The organism is uncultured Exiguobacterium sp. (genome assembly GCF_964277885.1).
Taxonomy (GTDB): domain Bacteria; phylum Bacillota; class Bacilli; order Exiguobacteriales; family Exiguobacteriaceae; genus Exiguobacterium_A.
Window position 1 is genome coordinate 105788 of the sequence record NZ_CAXYJR010000006.1, and the last position, 18628, is coordinate 124415.

General features: G+C 47.7%; 17 protein-coding genes and 1 other annotated feature. Of the genes, 8 read left to right on the plus strand and 9 right to left on the minus strand.

The window, feature by feature from the left end:
- Positions 1-4: 4 nt before the first annotated feature.
- A complete protein-coding gene (locus ACHWTJ_RS13615) occupies positions 5-787 on the minus strand; it encodes an alpha/beta hydrolase (RefSeq protein WP_294739986.1) in 783 nt (260 codons plus the stop codon).
- A gap of 15 nt (positions 788-802) precedes the next feature.
- Positions 803-2479: a GGDEF domain-containing protein gene (locus ACHWTJ_RS13620; RefSeq protein ID WP_294739985.1), complete on the minus strand. Its 1677-nt coding sequence runs from the start codon at positions 2477-2479 to the stop codon at positions 803-805.
- 129 nt (positions 2480-2608) lie between these two features.
- Positions 2609-2827, plus strand: a binding site (T-box leader).
- 60 nt (positions 2828-2887) lie between these two features.
- Here ACHWTJ_RS13620 and argS point away from each other — a divergent pair.
- Together argS and ACHWTJ_RS13630 are read left to right on the plus strand one after the other, a co-directional pair.
- A complete protein-coding gene (gene argS, locus ACHWTJ_RS13625) occupies positions 2888-4570 on the plus strand; it encodes an arginine--tRNA ligase (protein WP_294751962.1) in 1683 nt (560 codons plus the stop codon).
- 30 nt (positions 4571-4600) lie between these two features.
- Complete coding sequence (locus ACHWTJ_RS13630; RefSeq protein ID WP_394679873.1) at positions 4601-5206, plus strand: hypothetical protein; 606 nt, start codon at positions 4601-4603, stop codon at positions 5204-5206.
- A gap of 62 nt (positions 5207-5268) precedes the next feature.
- Here ACHWTJ_RS13630 and ACHWTJ_RS13635 read toward each other — a convergent pair whose 3' ends face one another.
- The 3 genes from ACHWTJ_RS13635 to ACHWTJ_RS13645 form a co-directional block, all read right to left on the minus strand.
- Positions 5269-5862 carry a metallophosphoesterase gene (locus ACHWTJ_RS13635; RefSeq protein ID WP_294739978.1) on the minus strand — a complete coding sequence of 198 codons (594 nt, stop codon included), beginning with the start codon at positions 5860-5862 and terminating at the stop codon, positions 5269-5271.
- Positions 5863-5939: 77 nt separating this feature from the next.
- Entirely contained in the window at positions 5940-6353 is a 414-nt protein-coding gene (locus tag ACHWTJ_RS13640; protein WP_023469674.1) for a carboxymuconolactone decarboxylase family protein, read from the minus strand.
- 91 nt (positions 6354-6444) lie between these two features.
- Positions 6445-7323, minus strand: coding sequence for a LysR family transcriptional regulator (locus ACHWTJ_RS13645; RefSeq protein ID WP_294739974.1), 879 nt, complete (start codon positions 7321-7323; stop codon positions 6445-6447).
- A gap of 121 nt (positions 7324-7444) precedes the next feature.
- Here ACHWTJ_RS13645 and ACHWTJ_RS13650 point away from each other — a divergent pair, with 121 nt between their 5' ends.
- Positions 7445-8230 (plus strand): 3-hydroxybutyrate dehydrogenase, encoded by a 786-nt coding sequence (locus ACHWTJ_RS13650; protein ID WP_029342884.1) that lies wholly within the window; start codon positions 7445-7447, stop codon positions 8228-8230.
- Positions 8231-8339: 109 nt separating this feature from the next.
- Here the strand turns inward: ACHWTJ_RS13650 and ACHWTJ_RS13655 are convergent, their stop codons facing one another.
- Positions 8340-8834 carry a YajQ family cyclic di-GMP-binding protein gene (locus tag ACHWTJ_RS13655; protein ID WP_023469671.1) on the minus strand — a complete coding sequence of 165 codons (495 nt, stop codon included), beginning with the start codon at positions 8832-8834 and terminating at the stop codon, positions 8340-8342.
- A 111-nt stretch (positions 8835-8945) separates the two neighbouring features.
- Between ACHWTJ_RS13655 and pulA the strand changes: the two genes are divergently transcribed.
- Together pulA and ACHWTJ_RS13665 are read left to right on the plus strand one after the other, a co-directional pair.
- The gene (gene pulA / locus ACHWTJ_RS13660) at positions 8946-10952 is read left to right on the plus strand and encodes a type I pullulanase (RefSeq protein ID WP_294748137.1); all 2007 of its coding nucleotides are present in this window, start codon (positions 8946-8948) and stop codon (positions 10950-10952) included.
- 180 nt (positions 10953-11132) lie between these two features.
- Positions 11133-11615 (plus strand): site-2 protease family protein, encoded by a 483-nt coding sequence (locus ACHWTJ_RS13665; RefSeq protein WP_058265683.1) that lies wholly within the window; start codon positions 11133-11135, stop codon positions 11613-11615.
- Positions 11616-11660: 45 nt separating this feature from the next.
- Here ACHWTJ_RS13665 and ACHWTJ_RS13670 read toward each other — a convergent pair whose 3' ends face one another.
- Positions 11661-11834 (minus strand): YycC family protein, encoded by a 174-nt coding sequence (locus ACHWTJ_RS13670; RefSeq protein WP_023469668.1) that lies wholly within the window; start codon positions 11832-11834, stop codon positions 11661-11663.
- Between the two features lie 115 nt (positions 11835-11949).
- Between ACHWTJ_RS13670 and ACHWTJ_RS13675 the strand changes: the two genes are divergently transcribed.
- The 3 genes from ACHWTJ_RS13675 to ACHWTJ_RS13685 all read left to right on the plus strand — a co-directional run bounded on the left by ACHWTJ_RS13675 (position 11950) and on the right by ACHWTJ_RS13685 (position 16113).
- Positions 11950-12744 carry a hypothetical protein gene (locus ACHWTJ_RS13675; protein ID WP_294739961.1) on the plus strand — a complete coding sequence of 265 codons (795 nt, stop codon included), beginning with the start codon at positions 11950-11952 and terminating at the stop codon, positions 12742-12744.
- A 69-nt stretch (positions 12745-12813) separates the two neighbouring features.
- Positions 12814-14904, plus strand: coding sequence for an MMPL family transporter (locus tag ACHWTJ_RS13680; RefSeq protein ID WP_294739957.1), 2091 nt, complete (start codon positions 12814-12816; stop codon positions 14902-14904).
- A 93-nt stretch (positions 14905-14997) separates the two neighbouring features.
- Positions 14998-16113: an NADH-dependent flavin oxidoreductase gene (locus ACHWTJ_RS13685; protein WP_058265686.1), complete on the plus strand. Its 1116-nt coding sequence runs from the start codon at positions 14998-15000 to the stop codon at positions 16111-16113.
- Positions 16114-16559: 446 nt separating this feature from the next.
- Here the strand turns inward: ACHWTJ_RS13685 and ACHWTJ_RS13690 are convergent, their stop codons facing one another.
- Together ACHWTJ_RS13690 and ACHWTJ_RS13695 are read right to left on the minus strand one after the other, a co-directional pair.
- Positions 16560-17126: a 3'-5' exonuclease gene (locus ACHWTJ_RS13690; RefSeq protein ID WP_053452136.1), complete on the minus strand. Its 567-nt coding sequence runs from the start codon at positions 17124-17126 to the stop codon at positions 16560-16562.
- Positions 17127-17234: 108 nt separating this feature from the next.
- Complete coding sequence (locus ACHWTJ_RS13695) at positions 17235-18623, minus strand: MATE family efflux transporter (protein ID WP_294748141.1); 1389 nt, start codon at positions 18621-18623, stop codon at positions 17235-17237.
- Positions 18624-18628: the final 5 nt, after the last annotated feature.

The following is an 18628-nucleotide window of genomic DNA, read 5'->3' on the forward strand; positions in this document are numbered from 1 at the left end:
GTATTCACGATGAAGGAAACAAGTAACGTAAAACATCGGGTAAACGCTCTGCCCAGGCCGTTTCATGATGGATCGCTTCCGGGATGATCGTATAGCGACTTTGAGCGAGTTTCTGTTCGACCGCTCGCGCTAAGACATCATTCGTGTGCAAATAATCCGTCTCGGTCATCGGACCACTCACTTCTTTTGTCCCGACATCCATATAACAGCGATGGGCAGTAGACAGCGTCGGACTGCGTTCGATGAATTCAAGGAGTGAGGAGAAGTTTGCCCATCCGGCCGTCGACAGGGCAGCGACACGCGTGATGACTTCCGGATACGCGAATAATCCATAAAGCGAGATGACGCCACCCATCGAGCTGCCAATCATCGTCGTATCGTCAGGGCGTGTCGCGTAGTTGGCATCAATATATGGTTTTAGCTCGCGAATGATCCAGTCCATATAAACCTTACCGTTTCCACCAATCGACTTCCGGTGCGAAGGATAAGCGGTCCGCATCAATAAAGCCTCATCACTCCAAGGAGCGTAGTCGTCGTAACGGTCCATGCCGTCTTCCGGGCTGTCAATCGCGACGACCATTGCCGGGATCTGTGTTTGCTGAAGCGCAAGATGAATTTCCCAGCCTTTTCCGAATGAGGCGGTCTCTCCACTGAAGACATTTTGTCCATCGTGCATATAAATAACTGGTAAGGCTTCGTTTGAATCTAAATGTGGCGGACGATGAATCCGAATCGTCCGGTGAGTTTGTGATGTCGGTAGCGTCATTTCAATTTCCGTAATCGACAATAGAGTCACGACCTTTCAAAGGTTTGCATAATGCGCGGTACAATTGCGTCCGTTGTGTTTTCCACCGACATAGAGTGCATGGTCGGCTTGACGGAGTGATTCTTCAAACGTCCGTTGATATCTTTCTTCCACTGTATCAATTCCGAGGCTGACGGTTAAGGACAGTCGGTGACCATCGACGAGGAAGGGACGATCCATGACTGCATGGCGGACCGTCTCAGCAATCTGGATAGCAACCTCTTGACTACCATTTCGCAAGAGAAGCACGAATTCCTCCCCACCATAACGAGCAGCGAAGACATCATCATATTGTAGCTGGATCGCCTGGATGCGCCGACCGAGTTCACGAAGGACGAGATCACCTACTTTATGACCGTACGTATCATTGACGCGTTTAAAATGATCGATATCAAACAGAATTACGGAGAGCGGATAGCAGTCAGCAGCAAATTCTTGCCGACCGTGTTCGTAAAAGGCACGACTATTCGGTAATTCCGTCAAGGCATCGGTCCGACTTTCTGTATAGAGTTGAACCGTTTCACGAGAGCGCTCTAAGACACGACAAAAGATACGGAGTAGACGAGATAACTCATCGGCATTCGTCGCATCATAGGCATCTGCGACTTGGTGGAACAGGATGATTGAGACATCGACTTCACCGCTTGTGATCGAAGGGATCGCTAGCATTGAATGACGATCGACAGGTAATCCGATTTGAATATCGTTTCCCCAGTCACAACGAAGACCATAGATGATCGGAGTATGCAAATCGTCGGCTGTCAAAGAGTGAAACAGCGGTAGCACGTCGATCGGTTGTTTCGTCCGAATGTTATAGATGACTTGTTTCCGCTGTTGTTGAATCGAGATCCATCCTTCAGAAAATGGCAACAGATGCGGTAAATCGAGGAGCAGTGAATCGATCGTCTCGCGTTCAAAGCGGGAAATCAATAAGTGTTCCTTCGCATCATCAAATCGTTTCGCATTATCATTCGCTTCAAGAGAGTCACCACGCTCTTGTAACAGACGTTTGAACAAAAAGAGAATCAAGGCGGAAACCGTAGCCGCGACGAGCGGACTTTCATCGTAGAACCAAATCCCAAGTAGAGCACTTAACATGCTAATGCCATAGACGAGGGACTGCAGCTTCACGAGACGTCGCCAATCATATTTCAAATAGAGGAAGCGATTGACGAACAGACATTGGAAGTAAGAGACAAGGAAGACGGTGATTAAAAAGCCGATGAAAGGAATCAGGGCTTTTGTATACGTAAAGCTGGAGCCGATCGGTCCGCCGAGCGCATAATACGCAAAGACCGGAAGCGAGGTGTAGACTAAATCGAACAGGGCGTTGATCGGATAAAGATAGACGAAACGTTTCCAGCGAATCGCTTTTCGATGAGACATGAATTGAAAGACAAGAATACCGATTTGGCTTAAAATCAAGGCGTACGTTAAACCGTAATTGAGGAATAAAAATAAGATGATTCCTTCTTGGAATGTATAGTAAATGCCACCACGACGGACATTATCGAACTGAAACAGGAGAACGAGTCCAAATAAATAAAGAGTATCAATGATCGTAACAGAAGGATGGAAGGTTGGTGGATGAACGATGCCGATCACTAATAATGTCAAGGCGACGAGACCGAAGACGATCCAGCTCGTCCGGGCTACATGTTGATAGTAGCGCATGAAACATCCCTCCCCCTGAGAAGTATCTTTTATTCCTATACCCGAATTGTGGAAATTTTGATAAGCCATTTACCAAAAAAATAAGGTTGAGAGAAAAGAAAGAATTGCGTATAATGTGAAAGATATCGAATACAGTCGATGATGAAGAGAGTAACGGTTGATTTTCGTCAACTAGCGAATCAGGGAATGGTGGAAGCCTGAGGACGAACCGGTCGTGAAACGCACTTCTGAGACGCTACCCGATTCCTGATGGAAAAGGCGTAGCCGGGGGAACCCCGTTATCCCCGAACAAGGTGGGTGTCGAAATGACACCAAGAAGAGTGGTACCGCGGTCATTCCGTCTCTTTGCGCGTGGCGCAAGGGGCGTTTTTTATTGCCAAAAAATCAGTAAAGCAGGAGGAAATAAAGATGAGTTATAAAGCGCAGTATGCAGAAGTATTACATCACGTCATGGAAGGTGCCTTATCGGTTGAACAAATCGAACAACTGATCGAGCAACCGAAACATGAAGATCATGGAGATCTGGCATTCCCATGTTTCATGCTTGCGAAAGCATTCCGCAAAGCACCGAACATGATCGCTTCAGATATCGCAGAAAAAATCGACGCACCGCTGTTCTCGAACGTTCAAGCCGTTGGTCCTTATATCAACGTCTTCTTGAACCGGGAAGTCGTCTCGCAAGAAATCGTCAACCAAGTCCTGACGGAGCAAGAGGCATTCGGATCAAGTGAAGCCAATGGAAAAACGATTGTCACGGACTTCTCATCACCAAACATTGCGAAACCTTTCTCGATGGGGCACTTGCGTTCGACGGTCATCGGGAACGCGCTTAACCAAATCTCACGTAAGAAAGGTTACGATGTCGTTGGTGTCAACCACTTAGGGGACTGGGGAACACAGTTCGGGAAATTGATGGTCGCCTATACGATGTGGGGTGAGGAAGAAGCGGTCCGTGCAGAACCAATCAAGGAATTGTTGAAGTTATACGTTCGGTTCCACGAAGAAGCGGAAACAAATCCGGCACTTGAGGACGAAGGGCGTCTCTGGTTCAAAAAACTCGAACAAGGTGACGAGCAGGCGACGACGCTTTGGACGTGGTTCCGTGAAGTCTCACTCGTTGAGTTCAACCGTGTCTATGAGATGCTCGGTGTTAAATTCGATAGCTTGAACGGAGAAGCCTTCTACAACGATAAGATGCAACACGTCATCGATTTGCTCGAAGAAAAAAATCTTCTCGTCGAATCAGAAGGGGCAATGGTCGTCGACCTCGAAGCAGAAGGTATGCCGCCTGCCTTGATTAAAAAGAAAGATGGCGCAACGCTTTATGCGACACGTGACTTAGCAGCTGCTGTCTATCGTCTTGAAACGTATCGTTTTGAGCAAGCGTTCTACGTCGTCGGTGGGGAACAAGCGCTTCACTTCAAGCAGTTATTCGCAGTCCTGAAGAAACTTGGATTTGAGAACGTCGACGGCATGCACCATGTGCCGTTTGGTCTGATCATGAAGGACGGAAAGAAAATGTCGACGCGTAAAGGTCGGATTGTCTTACTTGAAGAAGTACTACAAGAAGCGATCGACGTCGCGAAGCAAAACATCGCTGAAAAAAATCCGAACTTAGCGAATGCTGAAGCAACGGCTCGTCAAGTTGGTGTCGGCGCCGTCATCTTCCACGACTTGAAGAACGAACGGATGAACAACATCGAGTTCGATCTTGAGCAGATGTTGAAATTCGAAGGCGAAACAGGACCGTATGTCCAGTACACGAATGCTCGTGCGCACTCGTTGCTTCGTAAAGGTGGCTATGATGGCACACCATTCGCTGGTAGTTCCGATGATCATGCATGGGGTGTCGTCTCGATGCTGAACCAATTCTCGACGGTCATCGATCGCGCGTTCACACGTCGTGAGCCATCAATCATCAGCCGTTATGTCTTAGATCTTGCACAAAGCTTTAATAAATACTACGGACACGTCCGTGTTCTCGAAGATGACGCAGCAAAACAATCGCGTCTTGCACTCGTCAAGTCCGTCACGATTGTCTTGACAGAAGGTCTTCGTTTACTCGGTGTCGGCGCTCCAGAAGAAATGTAAGACCAATCCACGAATAAGAAGAGGTAGATTATGAAGACTGAGACGAAAGAACGATTACAGCAAGCTGCTTCACAGATGAAGCAGGAGCCTTTGGCAGAAACGGTCGCTTTCATGGCTGATTTTCACGGGAAAGTCGCTGCTTGGTTACCGGGAGAGTCTGTCGATTTCGTTCACGATTTCGTGACGGCGCCGGAAGCTGATTTGATTGCTGCGATCGAAGGAGACGCATTACGGACGAAAGATAATTTTGAATTCTTCATGCGTAAGAAACAGACACGAAAAAAACTGGGTGAACTGTTGACGCTTTGGAAGTCGGCACGCACGACAGAGACGTTGAGTCAAATCGATGCGATCGGATTGAAAAAGTGGCTCGCTCGAAATGAATTCCGTTCGGAAGACAAGCCGTGGGATTATTTGAACCGTCTGCATGTTCTCCTGTTCCTTGATTTGATGACGACGATCATCGATGATCATCGATTGACGAGTCTGCATGAGCAACTTGTCGGTACGACACCAGTCCCAACGAGCTTCGTACGTCGTCAAGGGGATGTCCGTCAAGTCATCGAAACATTCGCGGAAGAAACGAACTTCACACAAGTGGATGTCGTCAAGGCATCGCTTGTCCGGTATCTCTGATCAATAAGATGCACGAACAAAAGCCGTCGAGCCCTGTGCCCGACGGCTTTTGTCGTATCTTCTTAGTTCGCCTGATGGAATACGATCGTTTGTTGCTCTGAATCGTAAAGACACCACTCTCGTTCGAAGACGACGGGACCTAGATTGACGGCATACCGTTTTCCTTTGATGGATAAAGTTTGACCTAGTGGGCTCGGTTTCGCGATGCCATTTCGAAACAAACCTCTGATATGACTATGACCAAAAAAGAGTAACGGTTCGCGTTGTTGTGACAGATCGGGTAGAAAATCCCGCGACCAACTGAGTTGATCTCCATGAATCAATAACGCCCCCTCGATCCGTTGTTTTCGAGGGCAATCGCGTAATGCATCGATGACAGGAGATAGATGCGGTGGAACGAGCGACAGGATGCGCTCTTCTTGATTACCAAGTAACGTCTTAAAATCAATCAGCTCTAAAAAATCATCATCGAGCGTTACGACGAGGGAGAGCGATTCAAAAGAATAGCGCTTCGCTCGCTTTTTACCGATATGGCATTCATGAACATCACCGAGACAAAACACATGCGCATCGGGAGCGAGCCGCCGTATGTCAGCTAGGACAGCCGCTGTGTCGGCTACTGAGCTGTGAAGATCCGCAAAAAGGGCATAACGCATAATCGACCACTCCTTTGTTAAGGAGATACCCGAAAATGCGTCATGCCCATCTTTTTTTCAATTAAGTCGTACGGATCTTATTCTGTTTCGACTGTGACGCCACGTTCTGCGAAGACGACTTTTGCGACTTCGAGTGCGTTCAAGACACGTGGGAATCCAGTGTAAGGAACAAGATGCATGATAGCTTCGACGATTTCGTTTCCTGTTAAACCAGCTGTCAATCCAGTATTGATGTGGAGAGCAAGCTGTGGTTCTGTACCTTGTGTGACGAGAGAAGCAATCGTAACGATTGCGCGGTCACGGTTGACGAGACCATCGCGGCTGTAAACTTCACCGTATGCGAAATCCGTAATCCACTCACCGACTGCTGGAGCGATATCTTTCAGGGATTCAGAGATTTTGTCATGCGTAGATTGTGCAGCGTTTGCGTCTGTGAATTCGCTGAGTTTTTTTACGCCTGTTTCGTGACGTGATTCAAAATGAGTTGCCATGGTAAAGGACTTCCTTTCTTTTTTAACGATGTTCTTATCGTAAAGGAAGAAATACCATGCTACAAATACATGGTTTTTATGAAAGGTATGCTTATTTGGAATACATCTCGCTGACGAATTGGATCCATTTCCGCGTCACGTACGATTGATAGCGACCGGTCGGGACGGCGATTCCTAAGTGCCACGGAACACGTGTTTCAAGCGGAATCGTTTTGACGCCACGAATCGAAAAGCGATCCGCGATCGAACGCGGCAGGACAGTCACGGCATTTCCTTCTGCGACTAGTAAACATAAGAAGTCCCATTGCGAGCTCACCCGCGACACGTTAGGCGTAAATCCAGCATCCTGACAGGCGTTCAAGACGACATCGTGAAGCGAGAATGTTTCATTGAACAAGACGAACGGCATGTCCGCGACTTCCTCTAACGCAATCATTGACCTATCAGCGAGTGGATGATTACTTGGTAAAAACAAATGCAATTCTTCTTCAATGAAAGGATGAGTCGTTAAATGCTCATCTGAAGGCAACACCGTTGCGATCAAATCGACTTCACCGGCGACAACCGCTTTTTCTAGCGCATGTCCACCAGCTTCGATTAATTCGATTTGAATCATCGGATACATCTCTTCGAAGTGACGTAGTAGACCCGGGAAAAACAGCGAACCGATCAGTGGGGGCACGCCGAGCCGAATCGTTCCCTTCGTCAGATGCATGACATCATAGAGGTGGGAAGGCAGGTCAGATAACTGCCGCAGAATCTTTTCACCTTCAATCAATAAGGTCTCACCGGCATCCGTCAGGACGATTTGTCGTTTACTCCGATCGAACAATTCCATCTCAAGTTCTTCTTCTAAGTGACGGACCATTTTACTGAGTGTCGGTTGCGTGACGTGGAGATGTTCAGCGGCACGAGTAAAGCTTTTGAAGCGTGCCACTTCCGTAAAGTATTCCAGTTGGCGGAAATCCATCAGTATTCTCCTATTCTTTTGAGTTATAGATGTCATAACAAGTATTCATTTTTATTATTCTTTCAATCAGCGTACAGTAAAGAGACCGAACACGTAAAGATAAAGAAAGAAGGAATCCATCATGATGAAACAACTCGAAGGAAAAGTTGCATTGATTACAGGAGCAGCAAGCGGAATCGGTCTTGAGATCGCTGAAGAATTCGCCCAAGAAGGTGCGAAGGTCGTTATCGTCGATCTTCAGGAAGAAGCTGCAAAACGCTCTGCTGAAACACTTCGTGAAAAAGGCTTCGATGCATTTGCCGTCGCGGGTGATGTGACGAATGAAGAAGCAATCAAATCAAGTATCGAACAGACTGTCGCGCATTACGGAACGATCGATATCGTCATCAACAACGCAGGAATGCAGCACGTCTCACCAATCGAAGAGTTCTCAACTGAGAAATTTGACTTGCTTCAAAGCATCATGCTTCGTGCACCGTTCCTCTATACGAAATATGTCTTCCCGATCATGAAAAAACAAGGCTCTGGACGTATCTTAAACATGTCATCAATCAACGGATTGATTGGTTTTGCAGGGAAAGCTGCTTATAACAGTGCGAAACACGGCGTCATCGGTTTAACGAAAGTCGCAGCATTAGAAGGAGCAACTTCAGGTATCACGGTCAACGCGATTTGCCCAGGATATGTCGATACACCACTCGTCCAAAACCAATTGTCTTCGCTCGCTGAAACACGGAATGTACCACTCGAACGTGTATTAGAAGAAGTCATCTATCCACTTGTCCCGCAACAACGGTTACTCCAAGTCAAAGAAATCGCGGATTACGCTATTTTCCTTGCAAGTGACAAAGCAGCAGGTGTCACGGGTCAAGCAGTTGTTCTTGATGGTGGTTATACAGCGCAGTAAGCAACACTATAAATGAAGGGAGGTACTTTTTGGATACGATCCAGAAAGCACCTCCCTTTTTTGTTTGATGGACTGAACAAGAACGTTCAGCCGATTTGACGCGAGTGGATTAACGGAAGTTAATGAACTGAACGTCGACCGATAACGGAAGCTCACGAACGATTTGCATGACTTGTTGCAAGTCGTCACGTGATTTACCTGTGACACGGATTTGATCATCTTGGATCTGTGTCTTCACTTTTAATTTTGATTCTTTGACGGCATTGTTGATTTTTTTCGCATCGTCACGATCGATTCCACTTTTCAGAATGACGCGTTGACGAACCGTGTTCCCAGCAGCCTGCTCGACTTTTTCATACTGCAGGTTTTTGGTCGGGACTTCGCGCTTGATCAATTTTGCTGTTAAGACATCTTTGACTTGATCGAGTTTAAAATCGTCATCTGAGATTAGAATCAAATCCTCTTTTTCGAGCTTCATGTCGCTCTTTGAACCTTTGAAGTCGAAGCGGTTCGTAATTTCCTTCAAAGCGATCTGGACGGCGTTCTTGACTTCCTCGATGTTGATTTGTGACACGATATCAAATGAATTATCTTTTGCTGCCATGTTAATCTCCCCTTTCATTCCACTCTCTATTTTAGAGAGGAATACCGGAAGCGTCCACTGCTTTGAAATTTTGTTATAATAAAAACCATGAAATGAAAGGGGTGCTTAGCTTTGAAACAAACAGCAGACATGTTGACGCTCACACCGCAAGAACTGGATGAGCGATTTGCCTATAGTGGAAATGATTTAGGAGCGACCTTCTCAGAGACAGCGATTCGCGTGCGCTTGTGGGCGCCGACGGCAGAACGTGTCGTGATTCGTCTCTACAAGACACTACGCGCACGAAAAGTCGAAGAGGTCGAGATGATGGCAGGCGAACGGGGAACGTACGTCGTTGAACTCGATCGAGCGGCATATGAAGGTTATTTCTATACGTTTCAAGCGAGCATCAACGGACAAAAAGTCGAGGCGGTCGATCCGTATGCGAAAGCCGTCGGAACGAACGGGAAACGCGGTGCGTTAATTGACCCGACAAGTGTGACACCGGAACGATGGATTGAAGAACGCCCACTGTTCCATTCTTCGCAAGACGCAGTTGTGTATGAATTACATGTACGCGATGCAACGAGTCATCCGGCTAGTGGTATCGTCGCACGTGGTACGTTCGCTGGGCTGACGGAAGCAGGGACCCGGACACCAAATGGTGGATTGACAGGACTTGATTATTTAGCGGATCTTGGTGTGACACATGTCCAGTTACTACCGATCTATGATTTTGGCTCAGTCAATGAGACAGCGTCGAACGACCCGGATAACTATAACTGGGGGTATGATCCGGTGAACTACTTTGCGCCGGAAGGTTCGTACTCATCGAATCCGGATGATCCCCGAACACGAATCCTTGAATTAAAACAATTGGTACAAGCGTTACATGACCGCGGAATTCGTGTCATCATGGACGTCGTCTTCAATCATACGTATGATGCGGCAACGGTTCCGCTTGGTCAATTCGTTCCGGGATACTTCTATCGTCAAGAGGCGGATGGTAGCTTGTCAAACGGTAGTTTCTGTGGAAATGATACGGCATCTGAACGTCTGATGATGCGGAAGTTCATTCTTGATTGTGTGACGTACTGGGCGAAAGAGTACCATCTGGACGGTTTCCGATTCGATTTGATGGGACTGCATGATGTCGAGACGATGAATCAGGTGCGCCATGCACTTGACCGGATCGATCCGTCGATTCTAATCATTGGTGAAGGCTGGGATCTCGATACGCCACTCGATCCAGAAGAAAAAGCGAACTACTTCAACGCACCGAAGATGCCAGGAATCGCTCATTTCAATAACGGCTTACGGGACGGGGTCAAAGGCGATGTTCAAACGCCGGAAGACCGCGGTTTCATCAGCGGTGCATTCGACCGGACGAGTGAAGTCAAGCGGGGAATCGCTGGTAACGTCTCTTCGCAAGGATTTGCCGATGAACCGAATCAGGTCGTCTCGTACGTCGAAGCACACGATGATTTGACGATTTGGGATAAATTAACGGTGTCTCGTCCAGAGGATACGGAAGCGATACGCCGGAAACGGCAAATGCTCGCAAATGCCATCATCTTGACGGGGCAAGGGATTCCGTTCCTCCATGCCGGACAAGAGTTCTTCCGGACGAAGGACGGAATTCGTGACAGCTTCAATGCCGGAGAGGTCGTCAATCGTCTTGACTATGAACGGGCGGAAACAGAGCGTCCGGCAGTCGAGTACGTCAAAGGATTGATTGCCCTCCGTCGTCAGTATCCGATGTTCCGTCTCGCAAACGCAGCGATGATCAAAAAACATCTACGCTTCCTTGAAGAAGGGGAAGGTGTCATTGCCTTTGAACTGAAGCGCACCTATGAAGGGTACGTCGAACGGCAGCGTGTCTATCACAATGCGACGGAAGAGGATATTACGATTGAATTGCCAAACGGTGAATTCGAGGTATTGGTGGAGTCGGGTGCTGTTAAGTTGCACGCACCACGACTGCATGAAGAGAAACAGTTGGTCGTCCAAGCATTGACGACGACGGTCATCGCCGAACGAAAAGCGGACTACAAGAAATATGCGGTAGCAGGTGGTGCAGCACTGACAATCATCGGATTGTTGTACGCAGCGAACAAGCGTCGTAAGAAAACCGATTAAATCAAGAAGGACGGAGCGCTATAGGGCTTCGTCCTTTTTTGCGTGGATGACAGTCCGATGTCAGTCTGTCATGCAATTGACTTGCGAAAATCATCGAAACATTGTTTGAAGATACATCTTTCGGGAAAATTCATATGTAGTATTTAAGATATTGTTTTGAAGTGAGAGGGTGTACGTTGTATGTTCGGTTTCGGTGATTTATGGAAGTTCTTTTTGTCGTTCTTTTTGCTGTTGCCTATCGTGACATTGATTCATGAGATGGGACATTACTTTTTCGCCCGATTGTTCGGTGGAAACATGGAAATTAATATTGGTTCAGGCAAGTCATTGCTTCGTGTTGGTCCGATTCGACTGAATCGTGTTTATTTTTGGGATGGATGGTGTCAGTATGAGGCACTACGTCATGAAACGAAGTTTGCTAATATCATGGTCTACGCTGGTGGATCGATCGCGAACTTGGTGAGTATCTTAGTCGTAAATGGTCTCATATATGCCGGTGTGTTCGAGGCATCGATCTTTACGTACCAATTTGCGTATTTCTCGTTTTATTTCGTCTTTTTCTCCCTCTTCCCGATCGATCATCCGAACGGTTATCCGAGTGACGGAAAAGCAATCATCAATGTCTTCCGTTACGGTAAATCCGACTATCATCCACAATCTTAAACGAAGATTAAAGCCTCCTTCCGCGTTGGAATAGAGGCTTTTTACTCAAGATTCCGATTCGCTAGACGAATCCGATTCCGTTTTCGCTTGTTCCTGCTCGAGTTCGACGAGCTTTTGAATCAAGATATGGCGCGGCATATGCATCAGTTGTTCAAGTGGTACGTTCAGACGTTTTGCGAGTTCGACAGCCGTCTCTGCTGATAATTGTAAAGGTTTCATCGTGTTCGTCCTCCTTTTTCCATGAAGTTAGTATAACAGGAGGTGCAAGTCGAGCGCATCAATAGTAGCGAGAAACTGAGAAGGTTGATACCGTATGAAGTAGGAAGTGATGCATATGTATAAACCTGCTGCAGAGCTGTTACTCCATGAATCCGTCTCACTGTTCGATCGAATCGGGGAGGATTTGCTTCTTTTTCGAGATCGCCACGGATTTATGAAATGTGATGCGGATTTAAGACCACTATGGGAAACAGCATGTGCGTATGTTCCATTCTCCTGGTACATTGAGCCAGGCGGTGGACGATTGTTCATCGTATTTGAAGAGTCAGCTTATTTTGGTTTACTAGATTTAGAGCAAGGGCATTTAGATTATATCAAGCGACCCGCTGCTTTTTCCGAAGCATGGTTCAGTAATTTATTCTTGTGGCAAGATGATGAGATCTTTCTGTACACGGCAGAAACAGACGTCGTCTGTGTGAACGTTCAAACAGGGGACTGGCGGTACTCAAATTATGAAGAGGCGCCACTATTCGGACGCTTAGTGGAGCGAGGATATGATACACGTTTGACGTTCGAACGATTCATCGCACCTACGACAATCATTTCTTATGATGATCTACAAAAACGGTATGTGATTTGGGACGCTGCGACGAATCAGGAATCGATTATTCCTTTTTCAGATTACGCGGAGTACTCACTCGTTGATCACCGGCACCAATTGTTTTCGATCACCGATTCATCTCGTTTTTACTTGTATGAGAAGAATCAGCTGAAATATAAGTTCGAGGGATGTCATTCCTCCGTTTTACTCAAAAGTGTGTTACTCGATGAAGAGGCGCGACGTCTTGCGATCGTATCGACATCGTCGACATTCGGCAACACATGGGTTCAAATTTTTCAAAAGACGTAATGAAACATCCTTTTCGCTTTTCAGCAAGAAGGATGTTTTTTGTACGTTTATACAGAAAGGGGACGCATCATGGAACGGCTTGGTCATCTGATGAGTACGTATTTTCGAGGAGTGTTGGTCGTTTGGGCGATCCTGCTTGTCGTGCTTGGTTATTTTGCCTACCAATTACCGGATCGGCTTGAAGGAAACGGGTTTACACGTGACGGTGATTTTCAACGCGTCGAGAGAGTACTCGATCAAGATTTCGGTCAGGATCCGCATACGATCATCGTCCTATTTGAGAATCAAGAGAACCTACAACAAACGATGGTGCAACATGTCGAGCGCTTCCGTGACATCAAAGGCGTCGGGAACGTCATTGGTCCCGTCGAAAATCCGCGAGCGATTCGGGACGATAAGGGATACGTGACGGTCGGTGTACCGACACTTGATGCGAAATGGGCAGCTGCGGTCACACGTCAACTGGATGACACCGGAACGATTCGGTTAACGGGTGAACCAGTCGTCGTTGATGATTTGAACACAGCGTCAAAAAATGACCTCATCCGGGCTGAGTTGATCGGGATTCCAGCAGCGTTGATCGTCTTGCTACTCGTTTTTGGTACTCCGATTGCCGCCATCCTACCGTTGATCATGGGACTCGTCACTTTTGTCTTTGGTGCCGGTGTTCTTTATTTTGTCGCCGGACAACAAGAATTATCGATCTTCGTCTTGAATGCGGTCGCGATGATTTCGCTGGCGCTCGGAATTGATTTTTCGCTGTTATACGTCAACCGTTTCCGAGAAGAACGGCAGGACGGACAAAATATTCGGAAGGCGGCGATCCGTTCGGTTGAGACGGCAGGGCGTTCGATTTTATTTTCCGGAATCTGTGTATTCGTCGGACTTGCCGGGCTATTACTGATTGATGTGGATGTCTTCCAGGCTGTCGCGATCGGGACGCTCGTTTCGGTCCTCGGGGCAGTCATCAGTGCATTAACGTTACTACCAGCACTATTGATCGTCTTCGGGAAGGTGTTAGAGAAAGGACGACTTTTCCGGCGACGAGCAGGTCGTAGTGAAGATCGTTGGCGTCGCCTCGCTCGTTTCGTCATGAAACGTCCAGTCGCAGTCACGATTTTGTCCTTATTGCTGTTGTTACCTTGTTTATTGCCGTTACGCGACTTGACGTTGAATATTCCGCAAGCGACTGCTTTACCAGAATCGTATCCGTCGCGTCTCGCTTTTGAGTCGTGGGAAAAAACATTCGGAAACGATGGAACGGACGCCGTCCTCATCTTATCTGCTGATGCTTCCTCAGAGGTGGGGCGAGAAAAAATCGAAGACGTGACGATTCGACTCGAGTCGGATCCCGATGTGCGTTCCGTCGTATCCGCCGCAACGATTGCCGAACAGCAACAAGTGCCGCTCGAACAGTTACTCGCTGTTCCGACCGGACGCGAAGCTTTAACGGCATTTTTGTCAGAGGACGACCAAGCACGAATTGATGTTAACTTAAAAGGCGATCCCGGCGATGCTGCTTCGCAGGACTGGGTGCGAAAGATGCAGGCGGACGGTTACCTTGTCGGAGGACCAGCAGCCTTCAATCAGGAAATTTATGATGCCATTGAATCGAAACTCCCACTAGCAGTCGGTGTCGTCGTTTTGGCGACATTCATCATCTTGCTGATTGCGTTCCGGTCCATCTTGATCCCAATCAAGGCGATTTTGATGAATTTGCTTAGTCTAGGAGCGACATTCGGATTACTCGTCATCTTGTTTGAGTCCGGCGCAGTTCTTCCGCAGGAGACGATCGGAATTCTGACACCGGTCTTCATCTTCTCACTCGTCTTTGGTTTATCGATGGATTATGAAGTGTTCCTCGTCTCGCGAATGGAAGAATATTATGACGAGACGGGCGATAACGATTACGCGACCGAGATGGGGCTTGCGAAGACGAGTAAGATCATTACGTCTGCTGCCTTAATCATGATTGTCGTCACAGGAGCGTTTGCCTTCACGGGCGTCAGTCCAATTAAACAACTAGGCGTCGGTATCGCGCTTGCGATTTTTATTGATGCCACGATCGTCCGGATGCTCCTCGTCCCCGCACTGATGAAACTATTTGGTCACTGGAACTGGTGGTGGCCGGGGGGGCGCCGTAAAGCAATCCGCAAGTGACACATTGCGTAAGCACATCAGTAGCTATTCAGAGGAAGACGAGCGTATACTGTCGATATTCAATTCAAGAAATTAAGAGGAGGCACTTCACTCATGGCAACTCAAGCAATGTTTGAACCATTTACATTACCAAACGGTGTGACGCTGAAAAACCGCGTCTTGATGGCACCGATGACGAACTATGCAGCACAAGAGAACGGCGAAGTATCGGATGCGGAACTCGCGTACTATGCAGAACGTTCAGGTGGCGTCAGTGCGGTCATTACAGCATGTGCGAACGTCACAGCAGACGGTCAAGGATTCCCGAATGAATTCGGTGCGCATCGTGACGATCTCGTTCCAAGTCTGAAGCGACTCGCAAAAACGATTCAAGATAAAGGCGCAAAAGCAATCTTACAAATCTTCCACGCTGGTCGTATGGCACCACCAGAACTCGTCGGTGGGCAAACAGTCAGTGCAAGTGCTGTTGCACCTGTACGTGAAGGGGCAATGACACCTCGTGCGCTAGAGGCAGAAGAAGTTGAAGCAATCGTTGAAGCATTCGGTCAAGCGACACGTCGTGCGATGGAAGCTGGATTTGATGGTGTTGAGATTCACGGTGCGAATACGTACTTGATTCAACAATTCTTCTCACCACATTCAAACCGTCGCGAAGACAAATGGGGCGGTAGCTTAGAAAAACGTCTCGCCTTCCCATTAGCGGTCGTGGATGCAGTCGAAGCTGTCGCGAAACAAGATCCTTCGTTCATCGTCGGATACCGTTTCTCTCCAGAAGAGATCGAAAATCCAGGAATTACACTCGATGATACGATGCGTCTCGTCGATGAGCTGGCGAAAAAAGACCTCGATTACTTGCACGTTTCCGTGATGGACTTCTTCGCAGGTTCGATTCGTGACGAAAATGCAACGACATCACCAATCACGCTCGTCCAAGAACGTGTTGGCGAACAAGTACCTGTCATCGGTGTTGGATCGTTGCACACAGCGGACGAAGTCGAACAAGGTTTGGCTGTCGTTCCAATGATCGCTCTCGGTCGTGAGCTGATCATGGAACCGAAGTGGGTTGAAAAAGTCGAAGCGGGTGATCTTGCGTCAATCCGGACCGAACTTGATCCAGAAGCACAAGCAGAACTCGTCGTTCCAGATGCATTATGGGCAGGCATCACAAGTCGTCCAGGCTGGTTCCCGATCAAACAAACAAGCAAATAATAGAACAGTATCAAAAAGCACTCTAGATTTTGTGTCTAGAGTGCTTTGAGACTGAAGGTAAAGTGCAATTTTTCTCTAACGAGAAGGATTGCGCTTTTTTGTTCGTCTCGCATCGTTTTCCTTGGACAAGCATCTCGCCGCTTCGCTTCGCTGCAGGGTCGCTCTTGCTTGTTTTTCCCTAGAAAGCGATGTCGAGTGAACAAAACGCTTCTCGAATCCTTCTTCTAGAAAAAAATAACGCGTTTCACGCCACTCCTACAGGAAAAAGCGCATTATGCGCTGTCAGAGACAAACGAGACCCGTTTTCCTGCTCGAAGCGGGAAAACTGGCTTGTGTCTCGCCTGAGGAAAGGGCGTGAAAAGACGCGTCATTTTTTGGAGTCATCCCTGTTGTCTACAAACCTGAAAGCACTCTAGATTTTGTGTCTAGAGTGCTTTTTTTGTTTATTAATAGGCAACCTGTCCCATCCGAACGCCACAGAACGTATGCAAGGTGACCGGATCCTGTAGATTCGTTCGTTCCAACATATCGTTTAAGAGCAAGGCACAGACGTAGGCATCCTCTTTCGCATCATGGTGCTGGAAAGAGACGTTGAGGAATTCTGCCATCGTATTCAATCGATGGTTCGGCAACCACGGATACAGTTTGCGGGATAATTTGACCGTGCAACCGTACGTGAAAGCGGGCATCTGGTACATATCGTATTTTTGAATCGCTTTTTGGAGCGCCCCCATATCAAATGATGCATTGTGGGCAACGACCAGTTGAGCACCTGCGATTAAATCGTATAAGCCATGTGCTTCCATCGCTTCAGGTAACGTCGGTGCATCGAAGACATCACTCGGACGAATTCCATGAACCCGGATGTTTCCGGCGTCGAAGTTCTCTTCGGGATTGATTAAGACCTGTTTACTCTCCGTGACGCGACCGTTGGAGAGGACGGACCAACCAAACGCACAAATGCTTCGGCTATTCCGATTTGCCGTTTCAAAGTCAATCGCTAATGTATACATGCAGCAGGCTCCTTTCTGTCATTCACTAGTAACAGAATACATGTTCGTATTATAGAAGTCCATCAAAAAAGACCATCTGCAAGGCAGATGATCTAATATCTATTCCAGTCACTTCGCGGTGGCGACTTTTTGTTCCTCTGCGACGTATTCCTCCGGTTTAAATAACAGAACGCGATCTTTATAGGCGAAGACAAGGGCCGTCAAAACAGCCATCGCATCAGCAATCGGGAAAGCGAACCAGACACCGTTGACACCGAAGAACAGGGGTAAGATCAGGACGAGTGGAATCGTGTATAACGTTTGGCGTGACAAGGACAAGAATAAAGCGACTTTTGCTTTGGCGAGCGATTGATACATCCCGTTGACAATCATTTGAATCCCGTAGACGAACGATAAAGCGAATAAGATGCGCATCGCACTCGAGCCTTCCTGCAGCAGTGCTGCTTCTTCCGTGAACAAGCCGACCCAAAAACGGGGGAACAGTTGAATCAGTAACCACAAGCTGATTGATAACGATAAGCCGTAACGGATTGCGAGCTTGATAGCAAGCGACATCCGGCTAAATTGCCGAGAACCGAAATTATACCCGACAATCGGTTGCATCCCTTGCACGATTCCCATGATCGGCATACCGACGAGCGCCATGAATTTATTGATGACCGCAAACGTCGCTAGTTCTGTCGTACCTCCGTACCGGACGAGCATATGGTTGACGGTGATGAACAAAATCGATTGAGAGACCTGCATGATGAAAGACGATGATCCGATTTGCATCATCCGAAATGTTAAACGGAAATCGGGTTTGAAAGCATGTCGATCGAGTGTTAACCCCGTTTGCCGACGTTTCGTAAAGAAGAATCGGAAAACAAGTGCAGCACCGACGACTTGCGCAACGACTGTCCCGAGTGCAGCACCTTGGATGCCCCAATCAAGACCAAAGATGAACAGCGGGGTCAGGACGATGTTGATCGCAACCGTCGTCAGCATGACGCGCATCTGATAGTTCGCGCGTCCTTCTGCGCGTAACATAGCACTCGACGCCATCGTTAACATGAAGAAAGGAGATCCAATCAAGAGGACACGTAAGAAAGCGATGCTATACGGCATGATTTCATCTGTCGCTCCAAAGAGACGAAGTAACGGTTCGACGAAGATGAAAGCACTGATGATGGCGAGCATACTGATGAGAAAGACCGCCATCAAGACATTCGCATAAGCACGACTAGCACCATCCGTTTGTTTTTGGCCGAGCCGTTGTGATGCAATTGCAGCACCTCCGATGCCGATCGAGTTGGCGATTGCCATCAATACGAGCTGGACGGGAAAAGCGATTCCGACGGCGGCGACAGCAGCCGTACCGATGCCTTGGGCGACGAATATCGTATCGACGATATTGTAGAGTGCCGTGACGAGCATCCCGACCATCGCTGGTAGGGAGAGACTAAGTAAGAGCTGATTGACAGGTGCTTCACCCAGACGGGCAGTGTTTTTATTCATGGAAG